At 71.0% G+C, this 24,127-nt stretch carries 27 protein-coding genes; 14 read left to right on the plus strand and 13 right to left on the minus strand.

The window, feature by feature from the left end; all coding sequences use genetic code 11:
• Window positions 1-114: 114 nt before the first annotated feature.
• Entirely contained in the window at window positions 115-450 is a 336-nt protein-coding gene (locus ACA514_RS00735) for an LLM class flavin-dependent oxidoreductase (RefSeq protein ID WP_375038976.1), read from the minus strand.
• 30 nt (window positions 451-480) lie between these two features.
• On the opposite strand from ACA514_RS00735, the gene ACA514_RS00740 reads away from it, so the two are divergent.
• Window positions 481-672, plus strand: coding sequence for a hypothetical protein (locus ACA514_RS00740; protein ID WP_375038977.1), 192 nt, complete (start codon window positions 481-483; stop codon window positions 670-672).
• Window positions 673-1,016: 344 nt separating this feature from the next.
• On the opposite strand, the gene ACA514_RS00745 is transcribed toward ACA514_RS00740, so the two are convergent.
• A complete protein-coding gene (locus tag ACA514_RS00745; RefSeq protein ID WP_375038978.1) occupies window positions 1,017-1,265 on the minus strand; it encodes a hypothetical protein in 249 nt (82 codons plus the stop codon).
• A 676-nt stretch (window positions 1,266-1,941) separates the two neighbouring features.
• On the opposite strand from ACA514_RS00745, the gene ACA514_RS00750 reads away from it, so the two are divergent.
• From ACA514_RS00750 to ACA514_RS00785, 8 genes are all read left to right on the plus strand, one after another.
• A complete protein-coding gene (locus tag ACA514_RS00750; protein ID WP_375038979.1) occupies window positions 1,942-2,685 on the plus strand; it encodes a hypothetical protein in 744 nt (247 codons plus the stop codon).
• A 500-nt stretch (window positions 2,686-3,185) separates the two neighbouring features.
• Window positions 3,186-4,160, plus strand: a complete 975-nt coding sequence (locus ACA514_RS00755; protein WP_375038980.1) for a fumarylacetoacetate hydrolase family protein — start codon at window positions 3,186-3,188, stop codon at window positions 4,158-4,160.
• Complete coding sequence (locus ACA514_RS00760; protein ID WP_375038981.1) at window positions 4,157-5,185, plus strand: amidohydrolase family protein; 1,029 nt, start codon at window positions 4,157-4,159, stop codon at window positions 5,183-5,185. The genes ACA514_RS00755 and ACA514_RS00760 overlap by 4 nt, the downstream gene beginning before the upstream one ends.
• Window positions 5,182-6,120 (plus strand): VOC family protein, encoded by a 939-nt coding sequence (locus ACA514_RS00765; RefSeq protein WP_375038982.1) that lies wholly within the window; start codon window positions 5,182-5,184, stop codon window positions 6,118-6,120. The genes ACA514_RS00760 and ACA514_RS00765 overlap by 4 nt, the downstream gene beginning before the upstream one ends.
• Window positions 6,120-7,106, plus strand: coding sequence for a cyclase family protein (locus tag ACA514_RS00770; protein ID WP_375038983.1), 987 nt, complete (start codon window positions 6,120-6,122; stop codon window positions 7,104-7,106). Before ACA514_RS00765 ends, ACA514_RS00770 begins: the two co-directional genes overlap by 1 nt.
• A gap of 10 nt (window positions 7,107-7,116) precedes the next feature.
• Window positions 7,117-8,058 carry a fumarylacetoacetate hydrolase family protein gene (locus ACA514_RS00775; RefSeq protein WP_375038984.1) on the plus strand — a complete coding sequence of 314 codons (942 nt, stop codon included), beginning with the start codon at window positions 7,117-7,119 and terminating at the stop codon, window positions 8,056-8,058.
• On the plus strand, window positions 8,055-9,194 hold the full coding sequence (locus tag ACA514_RS00780) for an FAD-dependent monooxygenase (RefSeq protein WP_375038985.1): 1,140 nt from the start codon (window positions 8,055-8,057) through the stop codon (window positions 9,192-9,194). The genes ACA514_RS00775 and ACA514_RS00780 overlap by 4 nt, the downstream gene beginning before the upstream one ends.
• Window positions 9,195-9,284: 90 nt before the next feature.
• Complete coding sequence (locus tag ACA514_RS00785) at window positions 9,285-9,812, plus strand: LysR family transcriptional regulator (RefSeq protein ID WP_375038986.1); 528 nt, start codon at window positions 9,285-9,287, stop codon at window positions 9,810-9,812.
• 11 nt (window positions 9,813-9,823) lie between these two features.
• Here ACA514_RS00785 and ACA514_RS00790 read toward each other — a convergent pair whose 3' ends face one another.
• From ACA514_RS00790 to ACA514_RS00835, 10 genes are all read right to left on the minus strand, one after another.
• Window positions 9,824-11,008: an ABC transporter substrate-binding protein gene (locus ACA514_RS00790; protein WP_375038987.1), complete on the minus strand. Its 1,185-nt coding sequence runs from the start codon at window positions 11,006-11,008 to the stop codon at window positions 9,824-9,826.
• On the minus strand, window positions 11,005-12,051 hold the full coding sequence (locus ACA514_RS00795) for a branched-chain amino acid ABC transporter permease (protein WP_375038988.1): 1,047 nt from the start codon (window positions 12,049-12,051) through the stop codon (window positions 11,005-11,007). Before ACA514_RS00795 ends, ACA514_RS00790 begins: the two co-directional genes overlap by 4 nt.
• Window positions 12,048-12,929, minus strand: coding sequence for a branched-chain amino acid ABC transporter permease (locus ACA514_RS00800; RefSeq protein WP_375038989.1), 882 nt, complete (start codon window positions 12,927-12,929; stop codon window positions 12,048-12,050). Before ACA514_RS00800 ends, ACA514_RS00795 begins: the two co-directional genes overlap by 4 nt.
• Window positions 12,926-13,678: an ABC transporter ATP-binding protein gene (locus tag ACA514_RS00805; protein WP_375038990.1), complete on the minus strand. Its 753-nt coding sequence runs from the start codon at window positions 13,676-13,678 to the stop codon at window positions 12,926-12,928. Before ACA514_RS00805 ends, ACA514_RS00800 begins: the two co-directional genes overlap by 4 nt.
• Complete coding sequence (locus ACA514_RS00810) at window positions 13,675-14,541, minus strand: ABC transporter ATP-binding protein (RefSeq protein ID WP_375038991.1); 867 nt, start codon at window positions 14,539-14,541, stop codon at window positions 13,675-13,677. Before ACA514_RS00810 ends, ACA514_RS00805 begins: the two co-directional genes overlap by 4 nt.
• Before the next feature lie 238 nt (window positions 14,542-14,779).
• Window positions 14,780-15,697, minus strand: a complete 918-nt coding sequence (locus ACA514_RS00815; RefSeq protein WP_375038992.1) for a LysR family transcriptional regulator — start codon at window positions 15,695-15,697, stop codon at window positions 14,780-14,782.
• 67 nt (window positions 15,698-15,764) lie between these two features.
• The gene (locus ACA514_RS00820) at window positions 15,765-16,379 is read right to left on the minus strand and encodes a TetR/AcrR family transcriptional regulator (protein ID WP_375038993.1); all 615 of its coding nucleotides are present in this window, start codon (window positions 16,377-16,379) and stop codon (window positions 15,765-15,767) included.
• A gap of 38 nt (window positions 16,380-16,417) precedes the next feature.
• The gene (locus ACA514_RS00825; protein ID WP_375038994.1) at window positions 16,418-16,981 is read right to left on the minus strand and encodes a carboxymuconolactone decarboxylase family protein; all 564 of its coding nucleotides are present in this window, start codon (window positions 16,979-16,981) and stop codon (window positions 16,418-16,420) included.
• Entirely contained in the window at window positions 16,978-17,679 is a 702-nt protein-coding gene (locus ACA514_RS00830; RefSeq protein ID WP_375038995.1) for a 3-oxoacid CoA-transferase subunit B, read from the minus strand. The genes ACA514_RS00825 and ACA514_RS00830 overlap by 4 nt, the downstream gene beginning before the upstream one ends.
• On the minus strand, window positions 17,676-18,506 hold the full coding sequence (locus ACA514_RS00835; protein WP_375038996.1) for a CoA transferase subunit A: 831 nt from the start codon (window positions 18,504-18,506) through the stop codon (window positions 17,676-17,678). Before ACA514_RS00835 ends, ACA514_RS00830 begins: the two co-directional genes overlap by 4 nt.
• Before the next feature lie 76 nt (window positions 18,507-18,582).
• Here ACA514_RS00835 and ACA514_RS00840 point away from each other — a divergent pair, with 76 nt between their 5' ends.
• The 5 genes from ACA514_RS00840 to ACA514_RS00860 are packed head-to-tail and all read left to right on the plus strand — an operon-like array spanning window position 18,583 to window position 22,748.
• Window positions 18,583-19,728 carry a 3-hydroxyacyl-CoA dehydrogenase NAD-binding domain-containing protein gene (locus ACA514_RS00840; protein WP_375038997.1) on the plus strand — a complete coding sequence of 382 codons (1,146 nt, stop codon included), beginning with the start codon at window positions 18,583-18,585 and terminating at the stop codon, window positions 19,726-19,728.
• Window positions 19,725-21,182, plus strand: a complete 1,458-nt coding sequence (locus ACA514_RS00845; protein ID WP_375038998.1) for an aldehyde dehydrogenase family protein — start codon at window positions 19,725-19,727, stop codon at window positions 21,180-21,182. Before ACA514_RS00840 ends, ACA514_RS00845 begins: the two co-directional genes overlap by 4 nt.
• On the plus strand, window positions 21,179-21,652 hold the full coding sequence (locus tag ACA514_RS00850; protein ID WP_375038999.1) for a nuclear transport factor 2 family protein: 474 nt from the start codon (window positions 21,179-21,181) through the stop codon (window positions 21,650-21,652). Before ACA514_RS00845 ends, ACA514_RS00850 begins: the two co-directional genes overlap by 4 nt.
• Window positions 21,649-22,422: an enoyl-CoA hydratase/isomerase family protein gene (locus ACA514_RS00855; RefSeq protein WP_375039000.1), complete on the plus strand. Its 774-nt coding sequence runs from the start codon at window positions 21,649-21,651 to the stop codon at window positions 22,420-22,422. Before ACA514_RS00850 ends, ACA514_RS00855 begins: the two co-directional genes overlap by 4 nt.
• A gap of 17 nt (window positions 22,423-22,439) precedes the next feature.
• Complete coding sequence (locus tag ACA514_RS00860; protein ID WP_375039001.1) at window positions 22,440-22,748, plus strand: antibiotic biosynthesis monooxygenase family protein; 309 nt, start codon at window positions 22,440-22,442, stop codon at window positions 22,746-22,748.
• Between the two features lie 404 nt (window positions 22,749-23,152).
• Here ACA514_RS00860 and ACA514_RS00865 read toward each other — a convergent pair whose 3' ends face one another.
• A complete protein-coding gene (locus tag ACA514_RS00865) occupies window positions 23,153-23,566 on the minus strand; it encodes a hypothetical protein (RefSeq protein ID WP_375039002.1) in 414 nt (137 codons plus the stop codon).
• Between the last annotated feature and the right edge of the window lie 561 nt (window positions 23,567-24,127).

The following is a 24,127-nucleotide window of genomic DNA, read 5'->3' on the forward strand; positions in this document are numbered from 1 at the left end:
GCCAATAGCTGTTGGCGGACCACCAATAGGGCATGCCGGCTGACCGATCGCCCCGTCCTTCCGGGATGCCCGAGGAGCGTCACCACGGCCGAGCTCCAGCCTCCAGGGCGGCGTCTACCGCCGACCGGACTCCCAGAAGTCGAACGCCGCGGCGGCCCGATCGCGGGCGGCCGCCGGGTCGTCGGTGAGGCACACGGGAAGGCTCGCGACCACCGCCGGGGCGGGACGGCCCGCGGCGGTCTCGTCCAGGGCTGGACGGATGTGGTCGGCGATGGTCCGCGACCCGGGCGGCCAGGTGACGGTGCCGCCGGCCAGTTCCCCGGCGCCCCGCAGCATCGCCGGGCTCATCGCGGCGACGAGCACCGGCGGCGGCCCGGCTCCGGGCACGTCCGCAGACCAGCCCCGGGCGAGCCGACCACCGAGCTCGAGTACGAGTATCTGATCGACCACCACGTCCTCCCGGCGTTCGGCAACCGGCCGGTGAACACCTTCACCAGCCCGGAGGAGATCGTGGCGTGGGAGAAGCGGACGCGCGCCAAGGGCTTCTCGCATCGAACGGCCTCCGATGCGCGCTCCATGCTGGGCACGATCCTCAGGGACGCGAAGGACCACGGCCTGCTGGTGAACCGCACCCTCTTCCCGGCCAACTGGCGTTCCAACACGGCGGCCTGATGCCGCAACACCAAGATCTCGGCGCCCTTGTCCCGATCGGCCATCGGAAGCAGCCGCAGCGTCTCACCTGCATGGACGTGATTTTCGGCAGGCACAGCGTTCGCCACGGTCACCGGCCAGGTGATCCGCGGCGAGGGCGGATACTCGCTGCCCAGCCAGTTGCCGGACGGCCTGCCGGCCCAGTTCGCCCCGGCATCGCGAGCTTCGGAACAGGGGGTGTGGCCCGGCGCTGAAGCCGCCGGCAGGCCGACCGCCGGCCTCCGAGTGCCCGGAGGCCGGCGTCGATCATGACTGGTCAGGCTGCGGGTCGGCTCGCCGGCAGCGGAGGGACTCGGCGGTGAAGGCTACTGCCAGATTTCGAGTACCCACCCAGCGCCGGTGACGTGCAGGCACCTGTACGGCCAGCCCTCACGCTGGTACTGCTGGCCCGCGTCGATGCACAGGCTCTTGGTGCCGTAGGTGCCGACGTCCCACCAGGTTGCCGCAGGTGTCGCCTGCGATGCCTGAGCAGGAACGGTGGCGATGCCGGTCGTCACCCCGAGTCCTGTGGTGAGCGCGGCGGCGAGGATGGCGGCACGGGTGCGCAGACCCACTGCGCGAGATCGTGTGGACAAGGAGATTCCCTTCCTTGACTGGCGGAGGCCACCCCTCGGCGTCCTCCATCAACGCCATATAGACCTCGGGCGCGGCCGGAACGTGACATTTGGTCCTGTCCGGTTCCGGTCGCGGTAAGGCCGATTAATGCCACTCCCTCGGAGCATGGAGGAGGGCGTCGCTCAGCGGAGCCAGCCGGTCTCGGCCGCGGTCCGCGCCGCAGGACTCGGCGAGCGGACCACCCGGGCCACGGACGCGCTCCTAATGCGCATCGGTCATGTCACCACGATCCATAAACTCACAGTGATCAAACGAACGATCACGGTCAGGCGAGCCAAGGAGCAGGCTCTAGTCGTTCCTCCGGGCCTGGCAGATCGACATCAACATCTCCGGCGGCGCCAACATCTACCCGGCCGAACTCGAGGCCGCCTTACAGGAAGACCCGATGGCCGCCGACGCAAACGTCATCGGCATCCCGGACGAGGAGAGCAGGTCAAGGCCAAGGTCGACCTCAGGCCAGGTGTGCCGCTGGAGCCGTCGACCGAGCCGCCCACCTACGCCGCTCCGCACTCCCTCAAGCCGGTAATGACACCCGATGGGACCTGCAATTTGATGCACTCTATTTCCGGACGACACACCGTCACTTGACCTGTCGGCTCCCGTTATGATCACTCGATGCCTCATCCCCCGGTCCGCCTCTCAACCTGCGCGGCGCTTCTCATGATCACCTGCGCGTGCGGTACGGCCGACCGCAAGGCGACCGCCGATCGGAGCGCGTCCGCAGCGATCCGGCCGACAGCACCGGCCGACACTGACCGCATGAAGCAAGCGCTGTTGCCGATCCCGCCGGCACAGTCGAAGCAGGCGTTCCGATACGGACCGATGACGGGCCCCTACGAGCAACTCATGAAAAGAATCGTCGAAGGTAAGACGTGGCCGTCCGAGCCCTGCGCCCAGCGGACAATGCTGCCCGGCCGCATCCAGCAGCTCGGCGAGAAGGCCCGCTTCTCGCCCGCAGCGCTGGCCATGTGGGTCGACGAAACCCGAAATCTCACCATAACCGAGACCATCATCAAGCTGCCGAAGGCGAGCGCGCAACTGCTCGTCGCGATGCCGACACCAAAGGAGTGCCACGCCTACGACTTCACTTCTTCCGGAAACACCTACCGCGCCATCCTGAAATCCGATGAACTCCATCAGCGCGACGGCATATCCGAACGGACCCGAATCTGGGAATACCGAGCTGGCAAGGCAACCAATAGCGCCGTCCACCTTACCAGCAGGCGCGGCGATTACGCGATATTGCTCTCTTTGTCGCCGACCGGCAGGCTCCGGACCTCCGCCTACCAGGACCTCATCAAGCAAGCAGAAGACCACGCCACGACCACGCTGAAGCAAGCCGTAGACTCGCGCACCTAGAACATCGGGAATCTTGAGGTCATTAGTCGATGGGAGCCTGAAGGCGTTGGCTCCCGAAACTGGCTCCCAAGGTCACGCGGGAGGAACCTGGCTCCCACGAAGTCCTGCTCCTCGGCACCCCGCCTCCGCGTGCGTCCAATCTCGGTGAGCCGCGAGTCCTGTGGCCGTGTACGCGCAGAAGCCTCGCCGCTCCACACCGTTCATGATCTCGCGGACCGAGTCGTTCTGGTCGAGCAGAGCCGGCGACTCGCCGCGGCGCCGCAAGCCGCAGGAGTAATCACCGAACTCTTCTCGACGCCATTGAGGCCAAAAGATCAACAGCTCCGCATGGATTTCATTCGCCGTTTCATGCGGCGTCTCGGCGCACCATAAGTCGGGTGAATGGCTGGACATACGCAGCAGCTATTTCCCTTCGGCGGCACCTCTCCTCGATGCTGGGGTGCGACGGCTGGATGTCGTCGGTGTTGCGGAGGGGTGAATCGCACGTGCCGTTGACGGATGTGACTTCGATCGAGCACGCGGGCGCTTGGGCGCTGGGCCGGGTGGAGGAGGCGGGGCGCGTGTTCCCCGCTCTCATCGCTCACGATCGCGTGCTGGACCTGTCGGTTCGTGATGAGGTCGGGCGGCCTCGCGGGGCGCTCGAGCTGCTCGACCGTTGGGATGAGGTCCTGCCCGCTCTGGACGTGCTCACCGCGAACGCGAACCGTTCGGAATGGCGGGCGCTGGCCGGTCTCCGTGTGCACAGCCCGGTGGAGCCACGGCAGGTCTTCCAGGCGGGGGCGAACTACCGGACGCACGTCATCGACATCGCCGCCGCCCACCATGACGGTTCCGATGGCCGCACCGTCGAGCAGGTGCGGGCGGACGCCGCCGCGCAGATGGACGACCGGCTGAAGTTCCCACCGTACGTCTTCACCGGAATGCCCAGCGCGATCTGCGGGCCATACGACGACGTCGTTCTCCCCTTCGACGGGGAGAAACCGGACTGGGAGCTGGAGCTGGCGGCGGTGGTCGGGCGGCCGGCACGCCGGATATCCCCTGATAGGGCGTTGGACGTCGTCGCCGGCTGGGTGATCGTCAACGACCTCACGCTGCGCGAGCGGATCTTCGGCCGGGACATGCCGGAGCTGGGCGCCGACTGGCTGGCCGCGAAGAACTCGCCGACGTTCCTGCCGGCCGGGCCGGTGCTGGTGCCGCGCCGGGAGGTCCCCGACCCCTCGGATCTGCGAATCACCCTGCGGCTCAACGGCGAGGTCATGCAGGACGAGTCGACCAAGGACATGATCTTCGACGTGGCGCGGATCGTCGCGCACTGCTCGACGGTCGCCGCGCTGATGCCCGGCGACCTGGTGCTCACCGGGAGCCCGGCCGGCAACGGCATGGCGCACGGCCGGCTGCTGCGGCCCGGTGACGTCATGGACTCGACGATCACGGGCCTCGGCGTCCAGCGCAATACATGCGTGGCCGAGCGATGAGCGCGGCCGTCCGCACCGTCGACGTCCATGCGCATGTCGCCGTCCCGGCGGTGGATGCGCTGATCGAGAAGGAGCCGGGGCTGGCGCGGCAGCGACAGGTCGACGCGGCGTCGCTCGGGCCGGAGTCGATGGCGTACAACATGCGGCACATCGCCGAGTTGGCGCCGAAGCTGACCGACCTGGATCTTCGGCTGGCCGCGATGGAGCGTGCGCGGGTGGACGTGCAGGTCGTCACCGCGACGCCGCTGCCGCACGCGTGGGCCGGCAAGGACATGGCGGCCCGGATCGTGGCTGCGAGCAACGAGGGCGTGGCGGCGTTCTGCGCCCGGGAGCCCTCTCGCCTGGTGCCCGTGGGCACCGTCGCGTTGCAGCATCCCGACCTGGCGGTCGAGCAGTTGGAGACCGCGGTCGGGGAGATGGACATGTGCGGTGTTCAGATCTCCACCGCCGCCGGCCCAGGCATGGAGTTGGACGATCCCGCCCTGGCCGACTTCTGGGCCGCCGCCGAGGAACTCGACGCCGCCGTCCTCATCCACCCCTGGGGCTGCACCCTCGGCGAACGACTGAACGCCTACTACCTGTTCAACAGCGTGGGGAACCCCACCGAGACGGCGCTGGCCCTGTCCAGGATCGCCTTCTCCGGGCTGCTGGAACGGCATCCACGTTTGCGCATCTGGTCGGCTCATGGCGGCGGTTATCTGGCCAGTTACATGGTGCGGGCCGACCACGCATGGGAGATACGAGGCGACGCCCGCACGACCGAGCAGCCGCCCAGCGCTCTACTGCGCCGCACGTTCGTCGACTCCCTCGTCTACACGCCCGAGCAGTTGCGCCACCTCGTCGCCTCGATGGGGGCCGGGCAGGTGACGCTCGGCAGCGACTACCCCTTCGACATGGGCGTCGAGGACCCGGTCGACCGGCTTCTCGCGGCCGGCTTCGACCAAGCCACCACCGACGCCGTCCTCGGCGGCAACGCCGTCCGCCTGCTCGGCGACATGCCGGAACCGATTGGAGCCCGATCATGAGCGATCGTTTGATCACCCATCTGCGGCACGTCGATCTCGCCGTGCCCGACTACGCCGTCCAGCGCGAGTTCTACACCACCCTCTGGGGCCTCACCCCGGTCGCCGAGGACAAGGACATCGTGTTCCTCGCCGCGGAGGGATCGCCGGAGCAGTACATCGTCCGGCTGCGCAAGGACGCCGACAAGCGGCTTGACCTGATCGCCTACGGCGCCGCGTCGCGCGAGGACGTCGACGCGCTCGCCCGGCGTCTCGGCGAAGCCGGCGTGCAGCTGATCAGCGAGCCCGACGTGCTGAAGACCGCCGGCGGCGGACACGGCTTCCGGTTCTTCGACGTCGACGGGCGCACCATCGAGGTGTCCGCCGAGGTCCAGGACCGCGCGCACCGCAAGATCGAGGAGCGCGAGTCGATCCCGGTCCGGTTGTCGCATGTCGTCGTCAACTCCCCCGACGTCGCCCGGACCCAGGCCTTCTACGAGCGCCATCTCGGCTTCGCGCTGACCGACTCGCTGACCCATCCGCACATGGGCGACCTGATGAAGTTCATGCGGTGCAATCCGCAGCATCACAGCCTGGCGATCGCCCAAGGCCCGCACACCTCCTTGCATCACGTGTCGTTCGAAATGCGGGGACTGGACGAGTACATGCGCGGCACCGGACGGCTGCTGCGCGCGGGCGTCCGCAAGATCTGGGGGCCGGGCCGTCACATGGCCGGGGACAACACTTTCAGCTACTTCCTCGACCCGCACGGCAACACCGTGGAGTACACGACCGAGCTGGAGGTGCTGGACGAGGACGCCTGGCACCCGAGCGTCTACGACGTGTCCCAGCCGGGGAACCAGGACCAGTGGGGCACCGCCAACCCGTTCGATGAGCTGGTGGCCAAGGAGAGCTTCAACGACGTCGACCGCGGCATCTTCGTCGCCCCTCCGGTCTGATGCGCGGCTACGACGCCACCGCCGAGTTCGGCGGCGATGCCGAGGCGGCGATCGCGGCGGCGGCGAAGCGGTACGGGAACTGGAACCGCTGGGGTCCGGACGACGGCATCGGCACCGTCAACTTCATCGACGCGGACAAGCGCGCGGAGGCGGCCCGGCTGGTCCGTCGCGGCGAGTCGTTCAGCCTGTCGTTGCCGTTCGATGAGAACGGCCCGCAGAACGGCTGGCGGCGCCGGGTCAACCCGGTGCACACGATGATGTCGACCGGCCAGGACACCGCGGAGCAGCTGGGTCTGCCCCATGGGCTGACGGCGGCCGACGACGCGGTCTTCATGCCGCTGCAATGCAGCACCCAATGGGACGGTCTCGGGCACGTCTTCGACCACGGCATCGCCTGGAACGGCCGCAAGGGCGCCGAGGTCGTGACGAGCGAGGGCGACTTCGCCACGGGCATCGAGAGGATCGCCGCGCCGGTGATCGGGCGCGGCGTCCTGCTCGACGTCGGGCGCGCTCTCGGCGAGGACGGCGAGCTGCCCGACGGGTGCCCGATCACCAGCGCCGACCTGGCGGAGGTGATCCAGCGGCAGGGCGAGACGTCGCAGGTGGGGCGCGGCGACATCGTCCTGGTGCGGACGGGTCAGCTGTCGCGGGTCCGGCGCGGCGAGGGATGGGCCGGGTACGCGGGCGGCCCGGCGCCCGGCCTGTCCTTCGAGACGGCCGGCTGGCTGCACGGCACCGAGATCGCGGCCATCGCCACCGACACCTGGGGCTTCGAGGTGCGGCCCAACGAGTTCCCGGACTCGTTCCAGCCGCTCCACCAGGTGGCCCTCCCCCACATCGGCCTGCTGGTCGGCGAGATGTGGGACCTGGACGCGCTGGCCGCCGACTGCGCCGCCGACGGCGTCTACGAGTTCTTCCTCGCCGCGCAGCCGCTGCCGTTCACCCGCGCGGTCGGCTCGCCCGTCAACCCTGTCGCGGTGAAGTGAGGAGACGATCATGCGACTGACCACCCTGCTGACCGGCGAAGGCGACCGGGTCGGCGTGCTGGACGGCGACGTCGTCCGGCTGCTCGCGGCCGGCACGACGCTGCTGGACGTCGTTCAGGGCGGGAAGGAGGCGCTGGACGACGTGGCGCGCCGCGTCCGCACCGGCGACGCCGTCCCGATCGAGGAGGCCTTCTTCGGGCCGCTGTTGCAGCCGCCGAGCGTGCGGGACTTCCTCACCTATGAGAAGCACATCGACGCCCTGGCGGGCGGGGTGCCCGAGGAATGGTACGAGGAGCCGCTGTTCTATTTCTCCAATCCCGCGGCCATCGTCGCTCCCTTCGGGACCGTCGCCATTCCGCCCGGAGCCCGGCAGCTCGATTACGAGCTGGAGGTGGCCGCGGTCATCGGCCGCGCCGGCTCCGACCTGTCCCCGCTGGACGCCGCCGACCACATCCTCGGCTACACGATCATGAACGACTTGTCGGCGCGCGACCTGCAGGAACGGGAGTTCAAGCAGCCGATGGGGCCGTCGAAGTCGAAGGACTCGGCGACCACTCTCGGGCCCTGGCTCGTCACCGCGGACGAGCTGGCCGACCGGGCCGAGGACGGGCGGCTCGCGCTGCGGACGGAGGTGCGCCTCAACGGGGTGCGCACCGGTGGCGACAGCACGGCCAGCATGTCGTGGTCGTTCGCCGACCTGGTGGCGTACGCGTCGCGGGGCACTGTCGTCCGGCCCGGTGACGTCCTCGGCTCGGGGACCTGCGGCACCGGCTGCATCGCCGAACTCAAACGCACCCGCGGCGACGCCGCGCCCGCCTGGCTGTCGTCCGGCGACGTCGTCCGCATCGACGTCGAGGAACTCGGGCACGTCGAGAACCGGCTCGTCCCCGGGCGGGTGCCCGTCCCCATCCCGCCGGCCCGGCGGCGTATCGCTCCAGGAGTACGGTCGTGATCGTCAATCGTGTCCTCGTGCAGGGCGGCGGCATCGGCGGCCTCGTCGCCGCCACCGCCCTCGCCCGGCGCGGCGTCGAGGTCGACGTCGTCGAACGGCGGCCCGCAGGGTCGGTGCTCGGCGTCGGGCTCAACCAGCCGTCCAACGCCCTGCGGGTGATGGAGGAGATCGGCGTCCTGGACGACTGCCTCGCCGTCGGCTACCAGTGGGACGACCTGCGCATGATCGGCGTGGACGGGACGGCGCTGGCCGAGATCCCGCCTCCCCCGGCCCCCGGCCTGCCCGCGCGCAACAACGCGATCCAGCGGCGCGAACTCTGCCGCGTCCTGCTGGACGCGGCCGCAAGGGCGGGCGCCCGGCTGCACCACGACGCGACCACCGCGACCATTTCGGAGGACGGCGACGGCGTCGAGGTCACCTTCACCGGTCACGATGCGCCCGCGCCGGGCCGTTACGACCTCGTCGCCGGTTTCGACGGCATCCGCTCGGCCACCCGCCGGCACCTGTTCGGCGATCGGTACGAACCTCGGCTCACCGGTTTCTCGGTCTGGCGCATCAGCTTGCCCCGCCCACCGGAACTGGACGGGGTCGTCTACGCCTTCGCCGGGAACGTCAAGGCCACGCTGATCCCGCTCGGCGCGGACGACGGCTACATCGCGCTGGTGGCGCCCGAGGAGTCCGTCCAGCAGGGGATGACGCCATCGCACATCGCCGCGCAGATGCGCGCCATGCTGCAGGAGTTCGGAGGCTGGATCGGCGGGCTCGCCGAGTACATCTCGCAGGAGAACTCGGCCGCGTACGGGCCCATCGAGCAGGTCACCCTCGGCGAGCCGTGGTTTCGCGGCCGTGTTCTCGTCGCCGGCGACGCCGCGCACGCCACCAGCCCGCACATGGCGCAGGGCGCGGCGATGGCCGCCGAGGACGCCGTCGTCCTGGCCGAAGAGCTGGAACGCGCCGCGTCCGTGCCCGAGGCCCTCGACGCCTGGTGGCGGCGCCGGATCCCGCGCGCCGGGCTCGTCCAGGACTACTCCGCCGCGCTCATGCGCCGAGAGCAGGGCAAGGCATCCGCGGAAGACCTGAAGCTGCTTGAGCTTCCCATCCCGTCCGCGCACGCCCGCCTGGCCCAGCCGTACTGAAATGCGCCGGACCCGGCGTCCACCCGAGGATGATCGACGCGAACGGCCGGCGGCCCGCCGGCCGTTCGCGCAGGACTCGGAGGACCCACGGTGCACCTGCCCAGCCTCGATCTGAACTCGATCGTGGTTCTGCACGCCCTGCTCGAAGAGCGCAACGTGACCCGCGCGGGCGAGCGGCTCGGCATGAGCCAGCCGGGGACGAGCGCGGCGCTGGGCCGGCTGCGGCGGCACTTCAACGACCCGCTCCTGGAGCGGGAAGGCGGCCAGTACGTCCTGACGCCGCTGGCGCAGGGACTCTACGACCAGCTCGGGCGGATGCTGGACGACCTCCAGCGGCTGCTGGCCGCCCAGCCGCGATTCGATGCCGCGACGGCCGAGCGGCGGTTCGTTGTCCAGTGCTCCGATGCCGTGCTCACCGTGCTCGGGCCCCGGCTGGTCGCCGCTGTCGCGCGGGCGGCCCCGGGAGTCAGCCTGGACTTCCGGGGCGTGAACCAGGCGGTGGTGCATCGACCTGCTCATCGAGCAGGGCAACGCCCTGCAAGGCGCGCCGGACGGCTCCAGTGGCCGGGCCGAGCCGTGAAAGGGCCGGGGCCGCCTCGTCGCGGCCCCGGCTCTTGATCACGGTCCTGTCAGGATGCGTTCTCGAACTGCCAGGTGCGGCCGTCGAAACGCTGGACGCGGTAGCTGCGGACGAGCCTGCCGTCCGAGCCGCCGTTCAGGGACATCCTGGGCAGCAGCGCGGGATCGGCGGCGCCGCGCAGTCCGTCCCAGCCCTTGAGGAAGCCCTTCCCGTCGAGGGCGGTCGCCTTGCGCAGCGCGGCGACGACGGCGGCCGCCGCGCCATATCCGTTGAGGGCGAGGAGCTTGCCGCTGTCGGCGGCGTGCCCGTACTTGACCATGTCCGCCTTGAACTGGCGGACGGCCGGGTCGGCCGTCCAGCGCGGGTCGGACGGATCCTTGGCCCACTGCGCCGTGTAGACGCCCTTGGCGGCCGGTCCGGCGGGCGTGAGGGTGCTGGTGTACTCGCTCTGCGCGCTGTAGAGCATGATCTTCGGGTGGTAGCCGACCTGGTCCATCAGCCGCAGCACCGCGCTCTGCGCCGCGCCGCCGACCGACAGGAACAGCACGTCGACGCCCGCGCCGCGCAGCTCGTTGACCTGCGGGCCGAGGTCGACGACGCTCGGCGCGACCTTGATCGTCTTGGTGAGCGTCAGACCCGCCGCGCGCAGCCCGTTGGCCTGGCTGGGCGTGAGGTCGTTGTTGAGACCGAGCAGCCCGGCCTTCGCTCCGGGGAACCGGTTCTTCAGGAACGTGCCGGCGATCTTGCCCTCGACGGCGATGTCCGGCCACCAGGCGCGCGCGTAGGGGAAGCTCCGGACGTCGCTGAACGGGGTCTGCCCGGCCAGTGCGATCAGCGGGACCTTGCGTTCGCCGAGGTAGGGGCGTGTGGAGATCGCCGCGCCGCCGAACGACAGCACGAGCGCCGCGTGCTCCTGCTCGACGAGCCGCCGCATGTTGGCGGTCAGCCGCGAGGCGTCGTAGGCGTCGTCGAGGACCTGGAAGTCGATCTTCCGGCCGTTGACGCCGCCCTCGGCGTTGACGCGTGAGAAGTAGGCCTGCGCACCGGAGCCGACGACGCCGGTGACGGCCAATGGCCCGGACAGGGCGAGGCTGGCGCCGATCACGATGTCGCCGCGCCCCGTGCCGGCCTGTGCGTTCCAGCGGAAGGTGCAGCCGCTGAGCGCGGTCGCCGCGGCGCAGAGCAGAGCGACCGGGCGCAGCAGGGATGTCGGGAGCCGTCGTGAGTGCCTCATGCGGGCCTCCCTTCGGTTCGGCGTGCGCCCAGGCGGGCGAGGCCCGTGCGTACGAGGTGGACGATGCCGCGGGGCGCGAAGTACAGGACGAGCAGAAGCGCAGCGGCGTAGGCGACCTGTGCCCATTGCCCGGCGCTCCCGCCGTCCATGTGGTCGCTCATGTACTGCGGCAGATAGGTGACGAACGCGCCGCCGACGACCGCTCCCGCCCAGGACCGGGTACCGCCGACGACGCTCGCGGCCAGTAGCGTCAGGGAGAAGGCGAGCGAGAACCCGTCCGGGGTGACGAGGGTCAGGACCATGGCGTTCAGGGCACCGGCGAATCCGGCGACGCCCGCGCTCAGCGCGAACACCGTCAGGGTCAGCCGCCGGGTGTTCACACCGGTCGACACGGCCATGAGGGGGCTGGTGCGCAGCGACTCCATCGACCGGCCGAACCGGCCGCGGGTGAGGTTGCGCAGCCCGATCGCGGCGATGCCGCAGAGGGCCAGTACGACCAGGTATCCGAACTGGGCGTCGGCGAGCCCCGTCCAGCCGGGTGCGGCCAGTGGCGGTGAGTCGAGCTGCAGCCCGACCGCGCCGCCCGTCAGGTCGTCGAACCGGGTCACCACCAGCGGGAACAGTGCCGCGACGGCAATGGTGAGCAGGCCGAGGCTGAGCCCGCCGACCCGCAGTGCGGGCAGGCCGAGCAGCGCGCCGGCGACCAGGCAGACCAGCAGGGCCCCGAGCAGTGCGACCGGCCATGGCAGCCCGCCCTTGCCGACCAGCAGGACGCCGGTGTAGGCGCCCAGCCCGAACAGCGCGCCATGGCCGGCACTGACCTGGCCCGCGTAGCCGCTGAGCAGGTTGAGAGACGCGACGGCAAGCGCGACCGACCACACGCGCGACAGCTGCAGCAGGTCGTAGTCGCTGAACAGGAACGGCACGGCCAGCGCCCACAGGACGGCGACACTCCACAGGACGCGGGCGCGCCCGCCGCCCGGCGTCCGGGCGCGGCTGCCCGCGGCGGCCGGCTTCTCGGTGTTCGTGGTCGCGGCGCTCATGCCCGCACCGTCGCAGCCCGGCCGAACAGGCCCTGAGGACGCAGCAGCAGTACCGCGAAGATGATCCCGAACGGGACGACGAGTTGCAGGTCGCCGCCGAGGCCCGGGACGTAGCGGCTCGCGAGGCTGCCCGCGACACCGATGACCAGCCCGCCGACGACGGCGCCGGCGCGGCTGGTCATCCCGCCGAGAGTCGCGGCGGCCAGCGCCAGCAGCAGCGGCCCCGACATCATGTCCGGGGACAGGCCGACGACCGGCGCGGCCGCGATGCCGGCGACACCGCCGACGGCACCCGCCAGGGCCCACCCGAGGGCCAGGATGCGGCCGGTGCGGATGCCGAGGAGCCGCGCCGACGCGGGGTTGGTCGCCACCGCCCGCAGCTTCAGCCCGACCGGCGTGAACCGGAACAGCGCGGCGATCACCCCCATCGTGACCAGGACGAGCGCGGCGGCGCCGGCCTGCTGGCTGGTCAGCCGGACGTCTCCGAACCCGACCGAGGACGCCCCGAACGGCGAGGCGAACGTCTTGGGGTCGGTGCCCCAGCCGAGCGCCATGAGCGCGTTGATCCCGAGAAGCATCGCGGCGCCGGCGGCGAGCAGGACCATCGGCCCCGATCCCTCGACCGGCCGCACCAGTACCCGTTCGATCGCCGCGCCGAGCACCGCCGACAGCAGCACGGCCAGGGGGAACGCGCCCCAGAACGGCAGCCCGGCGTCGATGAGGCTCCAGGCGGCGAACGCCGACAGCGTCGCCAGTTCGCCCTGCGCCAGGTTGAGCATGCCGGTTCCCTGGAAGACCACGCCCAGGGCGAGTGCCAGACCGGCGTAGATCACACCGGTGGCGAGACCGGCGAGTATCTGCTGGATCAGTTCGGTCATCGGTCCGCCTCCTGTTGGTCCGCGACGGTTCCGAGGTAGGCCGCGCGAAGTTCGGCCTCATCGGCGAGATCGGCCGCCGCGCAGGAACGGACGACCCGCCCGCGGGCGAGGACGATCACGCGGTCGGCGGCGCGCAGCGAGAGCCGTGCGTTCTGCTCGGCGAGCAGAACGGCGGTCGACCACGCGGCGCGGATCCCGGCGAGCGCCTCGAACAGCTCGGCGGTGGTGCGCGGGGCGAGTCCGAGGGACGGCTCGTCCACCAGCAGCAGCCGCGGCCGGGCCAGCAGGGCGCGGCCGAGCGCCAGCATCTGCTGCTGCCCGCCGGACAGCGCGCCGGCCGGCCGGTTCCGCATGTCCCTCAGGACCGGGAACATGGTGTGCACGCGCTCCAGGTCCCGGTCGGAGTCGGCGCGCAGCGACGCGGGGCGGCCCATGAGGCCGAGCCGCAGGTTCTCCTCCACGCTCAGCTCGGCGAAGGTGCCGCGCCCCTGGGGGACGTGCCCGATCCGCGCCCGTGCCGCGCCGATCGCGTCGAGCCGGGTGATGTCGCGTCCGTCGAAGGCGACCGTTCCGGTGGTGGCGACGCCGCGCGAAACTGCTCGGAGCAGGGTCGTCTTCCCCGCGCCGTTGGCACCCAGCAGTGCGACCATCTCGCCTTCGCCGACGTCGACGGAGACGCCGTGCAGGACCTGGACCGCTCCGTAGCGGGCGGTCAGGTCTCGTGCTCGCAGGAGCGTGTGCTCGCTCATCGCGTGGCCTCCCCGCCATCGTGCTCCTCGCCGGTGGCGTCCTCGGCGTCGGCTCCGAGGTAGGCGGCGACGACTCGCGGGTCCGCCGCGACCTTGCGGGGCGTGGCGGAGGTCAGCAGCCGGCCGGCGTCGAGCACGACGACGAACCGCGCGACCGACATGACAAGGTCCATGTCGTGCTCGACGAGCAGTGCCGTCGCGGGCCCCGCACCGGCGTCCTCGCAGGCGGCGAGCGCGGTCTCCAGCAGTTCGCGGGACTCGTCGGCGCCGAGCCCGGCGGCCGGTTCGTCCAGCAGGAGCAGCCGGGGCCGGGACATGACGGCCCGGGCCACCTCGGTCCTGCGCCGGTCGCCGTGCGGCAGCGTGCCCGCCGGCACGTCCGCGAGGTGGGTGATGCCGAAGGCGTCCAGCAGCCTTTCGGCGTCCTCGCGGAGCCGCCGTTCCTCACTGCGGTGGCGGCCCGCCGCCACCAGCGTGGACACGACTCCGGACCGGGTACGCGTGTGGCCGCCGAGCATCACGTTGTCCAGGACGGGAAGCTCGTCGAGCAGCACCGGTGTCTGGAACGTCCGGGCGATGCCCTTCGACGCGCGGGTGTGGGGATCGAGGCTCGTGATGTCGTCGCCGTACAGCGAGATCCGGCCGTCGTGCCGGTAGAGCCCGCTGACGCAGTTGAACAGCGTGGTCTTCCCGGCTCCGTTGGGGCCGATCACGGCGCTGACGCCGCCGACCGGGACGTCGAAGGTCACCGCGTCCAGGGCCCGCAGGCCCCGGAACGCGACGCCGGCGCGCTGGACGCTGAGCGCCACGGCACCGGGCGGGCGATCCGGCGGGCGCCCCTCGCTCGTCGTCGTCGGTTCCATGGATGGCCTCCCAGGGGGTGATGAGGCGGGGCGGAACGGCGCGCCGTCGTGGCGCGCCGTCGGGAGGGAGCGGGGAGCGACGGGGATCACTTCAGGGCGATCGCTCAAGCGTCGCGGGATCCGAAGAAGTCGGGAAAACAATTGCGGGCACCGCGGCGGGTCTTCCCATTACTTCGGGTAGAAAAAGGGTAGACCGAGACCACCCTGAAGTGAAATCAATTGTGGTGATGCCGGGAATTCAGGATCCGGATACCCGGTCAGGGGCGGCCGCGGCGCCCAGGAGCGTGCGGAACCAGCGGTGACCGGGATCGGGGTCGGCGCGGGGATGCCAGCACAGCATCTCCACCAGCTCTGCCGCCTCGAAGGGGAGGGCCACCAGGCGGATGTGCGCGGACCGCGCGGACCGCTCCGCCATCCGGCGCGGCAGCAGCCCGAGCCGCTCGGTGTGCTCGACGAGGAACGGCACCTCCAGGAACGACTCCACGCTGATGCGGCCGTCCGACTCGATGCCGAGCACTTCCAGTTGCCGGCCGATATGGGCGTCACCCGGGGGCTCGTCGAAGAGGCCGACCAGCCGGAGCGTCCGCAGCTCGTCCATGGTGAGACGGTCCCCGACGGCGCGGTTGGCGCGGTCGATGACGCCGACCCATTCGTCGGTGGACAAATGCGCCGCCGGCAGCCCGTGCAACCACGCGCGGGGGGCGACCATGAAGTCCGCGCGCCGCAGCAGCCCCTCGGGATCGCGCAGGTGTTCGGCGCGCAGCAGGTCGAGCCGGACGTGCACGCCCGGAGCGACCACGTCCAGCTCGCGCAGCGGAGCGGCCAGCAGCGACAGGCCATAGTCGGACCCGACGACCGTGAACCGCCGGGTGCTGGCGACCGGATCGAACTCGCTGGTCATCTCATAGGTGCGCTCCGCCATGGTCAGCGTCGCCGTGACCATGTCCAGCAGCGCCCGCGCGAGCGGCGTCAGCTCCATGGCCTGCCCGGAGCGGACGAGCAGCTCGTCGCCGAACTGGCGGCGCAGGCGGGCCAGCGCGTTGCTCGCGGCCGGCTGGCTGAGCCCGAGCCGCTCCCCCGCACGCGTCACGTTCCGTTCTTCGAGCAGGGCTCGCAGGGCCACGAGAAGGTTGAGGTCGTAGCGGGAAAGGTTCATCGGTGCTCCCTCACGGGCGGAAGGCGCTCGGCGGGCCGGCCGCTCCGCGCGACGCTGCGGCGGCCGGTCAGGCCGGGGCAGTGCCGATCCCGCCGAGCAGGGTGTCGTGGAAGTACCGCGCCACCTCCGCCGCCGTCCGTCCGCCACCGGGCCGGAACCACTGGTAGGCCCAGTTGCACATGCCGAGGACCGCCAGCGCGGTCAGGCGCGGGTTCTCGATGCGGAAGGAGCCGTCCTCGACGCCGCGTTCCAGGACGTCCACCAGCATGCGCTGGTAGAGGTCGCGTTTCCCGGCGATCTCCGCCCGGACCGGTTCGGGCAGCTCCCGGTAGTGCTCGAAGAAGATCCGCAAATGGCCGGGGTGGGTCTCCATGAGCGACACCAGGTCGGTCATCATCGCCAGCAGCAGCCCGCCCGGATCGAGTTCTCCCTCGTCCAGACGGGTCCGCTGCGCGGAGATGATCAGGTCGATCATCTCCTGGTGCATCTGCACCAGGAGCGCGTCCTTGCCGGGGAAGTAGTAGTACAGCGACGGCTTGCGGATCCCGACCTTCTCCGCGATGGCCTCCATGGACGTCTCGTGATAGCCGCGGGTGTCGAACAGCTCGGCGGCGACCTGCATGATCTGCGCCTTGCGGAGGGGACCGGACAACCGCGGGCCCCGCTTGTGTCCGTCCGCCACCGATCGCTCTCCGTTCCCGGGCCGCCCCTGCGTTGCCTCTATGATGCCGTCTCCGCCTGACCGGGAAGGCGCGGCAGTCCGCGGGGCGTTTCCAGCCTCAGGGCGTTCGTCAGGCACGCGACCTTCTGGTACTGCGTCACGACCAGCAGCAGCTCGACGATCTCCTGGGGTGGGAACGCCGCCGCTACCCGTCCCCAGAGTTCATCGGAGAGCGTCGAGGTCGCGATGATCTCGTCTGCGACGGCCAGGACGAGCAGGTCGTGCGGCGACCAGGGCGCGCTGTGCGGCGGGGCGATGGTCGCGCGGACCTCGGCTTCTGACAGGCCCGCATCCCGAGCGAACATCTCCACGTGCACGGCCCACTCGGCCTCCGCCCCGATCCGGGCGCAGACCCGCAGGATCGCCAGCTCCCTAGTGCGCGCGTCGAGCGCGGTTCCCTTCATGCAGGCCGCGGTCGCGCGCCGCAGGTCGTCCAGCGCGGCACGGCTGTGGGCCAGTACGTGGAAGATCGGCAGCGGACGGCCGTCCGGCAGCCGGTAGGGGTCCAGGAGCCGCCGCAGGTCCGGGTCGTCGTGAACGACGGTGGGCAGCCTTCCGATCATCGGATCACCTCCACACCCGCGCCCGGTGCGGGCGGCGCCGCGTACAGGTCCATCGTCCGGACGTCGGAGGCGACGGTCAGCGGGCAGGCGGTGGCCGAACGGACGGTGTCGATGGTGACCCCGGGTGCCGTTTCGCGCAGGACGAGCCCGTCCGCGGTGACGTCGAGGACCGCGAGGTCGGTGATGACGCGGTGCACCACTCGCGCCCCGGTGAGCGGAAGCGCGCAGTGGTCGAGGAGTTTCGGGTCGCCCTTGCGCGTGAGGTGCTCCATCGTGACGATCACGCGGCGGGCGCCGTGCACGAGATCCATCGCGCCGCCCATCCCCTTGACCATAGCGCCGGGGATCGCCCAGCTGGCCAGGTCGCCGCGGGCGGAGACCTGCATGGCACCGAGCACGGCGACGTCGATGTGGCCACCACGGATCATGGAGAAGGACAGGGCCGAGTCGAAGAACGCCGCGCCCGGCAGCACGGTGACGGTCTCCTTGCCCGCGTTGATCAGGTCCGGGTCGGCTTCGCCGGGGTCGGGGTGGTCGCCGGTGCCGAGGATGCCGTTCTCGCTGTGCAGGTGCACGCGGACTCCGGACGGGAGCACCCCCGGGATGAGGGTGGGCAGACCGATGCCGAGGTTGACGTACTGGCCGGTGCGCAAGTCCAGCGCTGCGCGGCGGGCGATCTGCTCGCGGGTCAGGCTCATCGGGACTCCTGGTCGGACCGTGCGGTCCGGCGTTCGGTCAGCTTCTCGATCCGCTTCTCGGCTCCGGGGCCGTCCGGCGGGACCGGCACGACCCGCTGGACGAACACGCCGGGCAGGTGGACCTCGTCGGGGTCGATCCCGCCGGGCTCGTAGAGCTCCTCGACCTCGGCGATCGTGACGCGGCCGGCCATGGCGCACTGCGGGTTGAAGTTGCGGGCCGCGCGGCGGAACACCAGGTTGCCGAGCGTGTCGCCCTTCCATGCGCGCACCAGGCCGAAGTCGGCGCGGACGGCGTGTTCCAGCACGTACTCCCGCCCGTCGAAGACCTCCGTCCGGCGCGGCGGTGACGCGACGGCGACCGTGCCGTCCGCGCCGTACCGCCAGGGCAGGCCGCCCTCAGCGATCTGCGTGCCGACGCCGGCGGGGGTGAAGAAGGCGGGGATGCCAGCGCCTCCGGCCCGCAGCCGCTCCGCGAGGGTGCCCTGCGGTATGAGTTCCACCTCCAGCTCGCCGGACAGGTAGCGGCGGGCGAACTCCTTGTTGTCGCCGACGTAGGAGGCGGTGACCCGGTCGATCTGCCCGGCTTCGAGGAGGACGCCGAGACCCCAGCCGTCGATGCCGCAGTTGTTGGACACGACGTGGAGCCCTCGCCGTCCCGTCTGGCGGAGAGCGTCGATGAGCAGGCTCGGGATGCCGCAGGAACCGAATCCCCCGACGGCCAGGACGGCGCCGTCGGGAATGTCGGCCACCGAGCGTCGTGGATCGGGGACGACCTTGCTCAGGTCGGAGACGCCCGGGTCTGTGCCGGATGCCAGGTCGATGACCATCTTGCTCCTTTCGATGCGGCTTTGACACGGTGCCGCCCGTCACCTTACGTTACCTACCGTCCGGAAGGTAGATAACATGTCACAGGATTTCATCTCCGTCGATCCGGCCGATGCGGGCGGCTCCCGGCTCCCGGCCCTGTCCCTGGCCGCCGGGCTCCTGCGAGACGCGGTGGCCATGGCAGGTTCAAGGTTCGCCGCGCCAGACGACATCGACACCGCGATGCGCCTGGGTGCCGGCCACCCCGTCGGCCCTCTCGCGCTTCTCCGCGAACTCGGCCCCGAGGTCCGCCATCGCGGGGGCCTTCCCGAACCTCCCGGCCCGGGCACCGCACTGGTGGCCGAGGACGCCGGGCAGGACGCCCCCGACCACCCGGTCGGCATCGCCGGAACAGGAACGATGGCGACCGGCATCGCCGAAGCGCTAGTACGCGCCGGAGTGCCCACCACGGTGCTCGGACGATCGCAGGCCTCCGTCGAACGCCTTCGTATCGCGGTCGCGGCGAGCCTCGAGGCGGCCGTCGCCAAAGGACGGCTCGCCCAAGGCGAGCGCCGCCGCGCGCTGGACGCATTGACCGTCACCACCGAGCCCGGAGACCTGACCGGCTGCGGTCACGTCATCGAGGCCGTCGCGGAACAGGCCGATGCGAAGCGGGAACTGCTGGCCCGCCTGGACGCGGTACTGCCGGATGCGGCCGTGCTGGCCACCAACACCTCGTCCCTCACCGTCGGTGAACTCCGCGCCGGGCTTCCCGCCGGCCGCACCGTGATCGCGCTGCACTTCTTCAATCCGGCGAGGGCGATGAAGCTGGTCGAAGTGGTCGGCGAGGACGAGACCGCCGTCAGCGCGGCCCGCGCCTGGGCGCACCGGATCGGCAAGGTTCCGGTGCGCTGCGGTGACCAGCGCGGATTCATCGTCAACCGGCTGCTGATCCCCTTTCTCAACGACGCCGTGCGCCTGCTCGACGCGGGCGCGTTCACCGCCGCCGAGGCCGACGCGCTCATGCGCGACGCGCTGGGCCACCCGATGGGCCCGTTCGAGCTGATCGATCTCATCGGCACCGACGTCACCGCCGCCGCGCAGACGTCGCTGCACGAAGCGTTCGGAGAACCGCGGCTGAGCCCTGCGGACGGATTGCTGCGCCTCGCCTCCGAAGGGCACCTCGGCCGCAAGAGCGGGCGCGGCTTCCACGACCACACGTCCACGACAAGGAGCACGACATGAGCGACTTTCCGGCTCCCGACGCCGCCCTCACCGAACGCGACTCCATCTACGTGGGCGGAACCTGGCGCGGGACGGGCGGCGCCGCCAGGGAAGTGATCGACTCGGCGACCGGCCGTGTGCTCGGGCACGTTCCGGAAGCCGCACCCGGCGATGTCGGCGCCGCGGTCGCCGCCGCCCGCTCCGCCGCCAACGCGTGGGCCGGGAGCAGCCCGGCCGACCGGGCGGAGGTGCTGCGCGCCCTGGCCACCGCGCTCGCCGAGCGCCAGGACGCCATCGCCCAGGTCATCAGCCTCGAGGTCGGCACGCCGTTGAAGATCTCCCAGCGCATCCAGGTCGGGCTGCCGGTGTCGGTGCTGAACACCTTCGCCGACACGGTCCCGGGCTATGCGTGGGAAACCGAGACGGGCAACTCCCTGCTCGTCCGCGAACCGGTGGGCGTCGTCGCCGCGATCACGCCGTGGAACTACCCGCTGCACCAGCTCGTGGCCAAGGTCGGCGGCGCGCTCGCGGCCGGATGCGCCGTGGTGGCCAAGCCCGCCGAGGTCGCTCCGCTGTCGGCCTTCGCGTTCGCCGACGTGTTCGCCGAGGTCGCCGACCGCCTCGGACTGCCCGCCGGGCTGTTCAACCTCGTGCCCGGGCCGGGCTCGCGGGTCGGCGAGGCTCTGGCGGGACACCCCGGCGTGGACGCGGTCTCCTTCACCGGCTCCACCGCGGTCGGCACGAAGATCATGCGTGCCGCCGCCGCGAACATCACCCGCGTCTCCCTGGAGCTCGGCGGCAAGTCCGCCAACATCGTCCTTCCCGACGCCGACCTGGGCCGGGCCGTGAAGACCGGCGTCGGCAACGCGTTCCTCAACTCCGGGCAGACCTGCTCGGCGTGGACCCGCATGCTCGTCCCCCGCGAACTCCACGACGAGGCCGTCGACCTCGCCCGCGCCGCCGCCGAGCGGCTCACCGTCGGCCACCCGCTCGACCCGTCCACCCGGCTCGGCCCCCTGGCCTCCGCCCGGCAGCAGGCCATCGTCCGGGACTACATCCGGCTCGGCCAGAGCGAGGGCGGCAAGCTCGTCCTCGGCGGCGACACCCCACCCGACGGCCTCACGGACGGTTTCTACATACGGCCGACGATCTTCGCGGACGTCGACAACACCTCCCGCATCGCCCAGGAGGAGATCTTCGGCCCCGTCCTGACGATCATCCCGTTCGACTCCGAGGACGAGGCCGTCGCCATCGCCAACGACAGCCCCTACGGCCTGGCCGGGGGCGTATGGAGCACCGACGAGGAGCACGCCCTGGCGGTCGCCCGCCGAATCCGCACCGGGCAGGTCGACGTCAACGGCGCCGCCTTCAACCCCGCCGCGCCGTTCGGCGGCTACAAGAAGTCGGGCATCGGCCGCGAGTTCGGGCACCACGGCATCGACGAGTTCGTCGAGACCAAGGCGATCCAGCGATGACCGGCCACCTGGACACCATCACCCGTTACTACGACGGCTGCAGCACCGGGGACGTCGAGCTGATGCGCGCCACACTCACCGACGACGTCGTCCACTGGTTCCTCGCCCCGAACCCCGACTCCGCCGCAGTGCGCGGCGGCGAGCACCTCGCCCGCTACTGGCGCAAGGTGCACCACCTCATCGGCGCCGTCTGGATCGTCGACCACGTCCTCGGCGGCACCGATGAGGCCGTCATCGAGTGGACGATGTTCTGGACACCGCCCCGCTCCGACCGGCGAGTGGCGACCCGAGGCGCCGAATGGTTCGCCTTCGCCGCCGACGGCCGCATCAGCGAGATCCGCTCCTACTACCGCCAGCACGACGACCGCGACACCGAACTCGACGGCTTCCCCTACACCGAGCGCGGCTACTCCCGCCACGGCGCCGAACACAGTGCCGTCCACACGCCCGCCGAGGAGACCGCCTCGTGAAGACCGTGACCACCGAACGGAAGGGCACGGTCGAATGGATCACCATCAACCGTCCCGACCGGCTCAACGCCCTGGACGAGCCCACCCGCCGCGCTCTCTTGGAGGCCCTGCACCGAGCCGGTGACGACCCGGCCGTCCGGTGCGTCGTCCTGACCGGAACGGGGCGCGCCTTCTGCGCCGGCCAGGACCTCGCCGCCCGGCACGAACTGGACGACGCCGGAGCGACCGTCCGCGACACCTACAACCCGCTGGTCACCGCGATCACGGGCATGGACAAGCCGGTGATCGCGGCGGTCAACGGCCTCGCCGTCGGCGCCGGAATGGGCCTCGCCCTGGTCTGCGACCTGGTCCTCGCCGCCGAAGAAGCCCGCTTCACCTGCGCCTTCGGCAACGTCGGCCTGGTCCCCGACACCGGCCTGTCCAGCGTCCTGGTCCACGCGCTCGGCCACGCCCGCGCCTACGAACTCGCCACCTCCGGACGCCCCCTGGACCCGCGCCAAGCCCTCGGCCTTGGCCTGATCAACGCGGTCGTCCCCGCCGGCGACCTCGCCTCCGAAGCCCAGACCCGCGCCGACGCCCTGGCCGACGGCCCTGCAACAGCGTTCGCGCTGACCAAGCGCGTCTTCCACCTGGCCGCCCACTCCCCCGGCGCCGACGTCCTCGCCGCCGAAGCCGATGCCCAGGGCATCGCCGCCCGCAGCCCCGAACACGCCGAAGGGGTGGCTGCCTTCACCAAGAAACGCCCGCCGCGGTTCACTGAGGCTCACTGATCACCCGGAGGAACCTCATGGTCGTTGAACACGCCGAGCTCAGCATCGTCCCCGGGCGCGAGAAGGAGTTCGAGGAAGCCTTCACGCGCGGCCACCGCGCCATCGCCCAGGCCGCCGGCTACCGCTGGGCCCGCCTCGTACGCCAGATCGAGAACCCGGGAATCTACCTTCTGCTCGTCGGCTGGGAAACGCTCGAGTCCCACACCGTCGGCTTCCGGGAATCACCGCTCTTCCAGGAATGGCGCGGCGCCGTGGGCGAGTTCTTCGCATCCGCTCCCGTCGTCACCCACTACGAGGCGGAACCCGACCTCGATCACCTCGACTGAAGCCGCCGGCGAGTCCCTAGACTCGCCGGCGGCCTTGCCGTCTCGTTCCAGGGAGGCAAATACCGGGGCCATGTGGCGGGATATGAGCAGCAGTGCGGCGGCGACCACGCCGGCGGCCAGGGCGAGCAGGCCGACTGATGCCCGTCAGCGTGCCGACGGCGGCCTCGCCAGCGAGCCAACACGCTGGCCGCCGCCGTGGCCGTGCCGATCGCGCCGGTGGCCGTCACCCCGAGGTCGTCCAGCAGATAAGACATCTCCACCGGGAGGTGTAGAAGACCATGGCGCCGAACACCGGCGGCGCGTAGATCCCGCCATGCGCCGGAACGGGAACGGGCGAGGCGTCCGCTCGACCGGACCCGCGGCCGGTTTCGGGGACGGCAGCACCGCGGCCATGGCCGGCGCGATCAGCCCCGGCGGTATTTGGTGACGGTGTCGGCGGTGCGGTCGGGCAGGACGTCCACGGGCTTGCCGGTGGTGATGTCGATCAGGATCGTGCCGTAGATTCTGCGGCGGCGAAGGGCGAAGCCCAGCGCGCGGGGACCGACTGTGAGCGCGGGGTCGGGCAGGGTGCAACTCAGCCGGAGCAGCGTCATCCGGCTCACCGCAGTCACCAGTCGTTCGGCCAGGCGGACACCCGGACGGCCGGTCAACGCGAGCGCGATCGCCCGCAGCGCTTCACTGGCCACCACCGACCGGCGTCCATAACGCACGGTCAGACCAGGAACCTGCTCGGCGAAGGTCTTCTTGCCGCATCCGTCGTTGCGGCACGAGAACCGGTGGACCTGCAGTTCCCGCTGACCGACCGCGGTATCGGACAACCGCCGCTCGTAGCTGCTGTGCCGATGCCGTGACGGCCTCCCACAGCCCGGGCATACCGCCTCGATGGTCGTGGTCCCGGCCTTGAACCGCACAGAATCCCCGGAGCGGAACACCTGGTCAACGCACACGCGGGCCAGTCGAGGGAACAGAACACCAGTATTCACCCGTCGTCGACACCCTGTCCCCCGCGCGCAGCGAACGGAGCAACGCTCGGCGCGGGCGACACGAACCGTTAGGGGCCTGGATGCCCGAGGCCAAATGGGGCAACCGCGGACCTTCGTGCAACCGCGGGGTGCCGTTGTAGCGGGGTCACTTCAGGCGGATACGGGTGCACGGAACCTGCCGGGGCAGTTCGAGACGTCACCGTAGCGGCGCCGGGAGGCTCCGGGGTACGGGCTCTTACCCCGGAACCTCCTCGACTGGCTCTGGCGCCACCGCCCCGGCCGCTCGCGAACGGACTCGCCCGCCAGGTGGCCGCCAGGCCCCCGATGCCCGTAGTCCAGATCCGAGCTGACGGGTCGTACGGCAGCGATCCGGGCGCGTTGCTTGGGCCCGTCGGT

Origin of the sequence: Actinomadura sp. NTSP31 (assembly GCF_041951385.1) — a bacterium.
Taxonomy (GTDB): domain Bacteria; phylum Actinomycetota; class Actinomycetes; order Streptosporangiales; family Streptosporangiaceae; genus Spirillospora; species Spirillospora napierensis.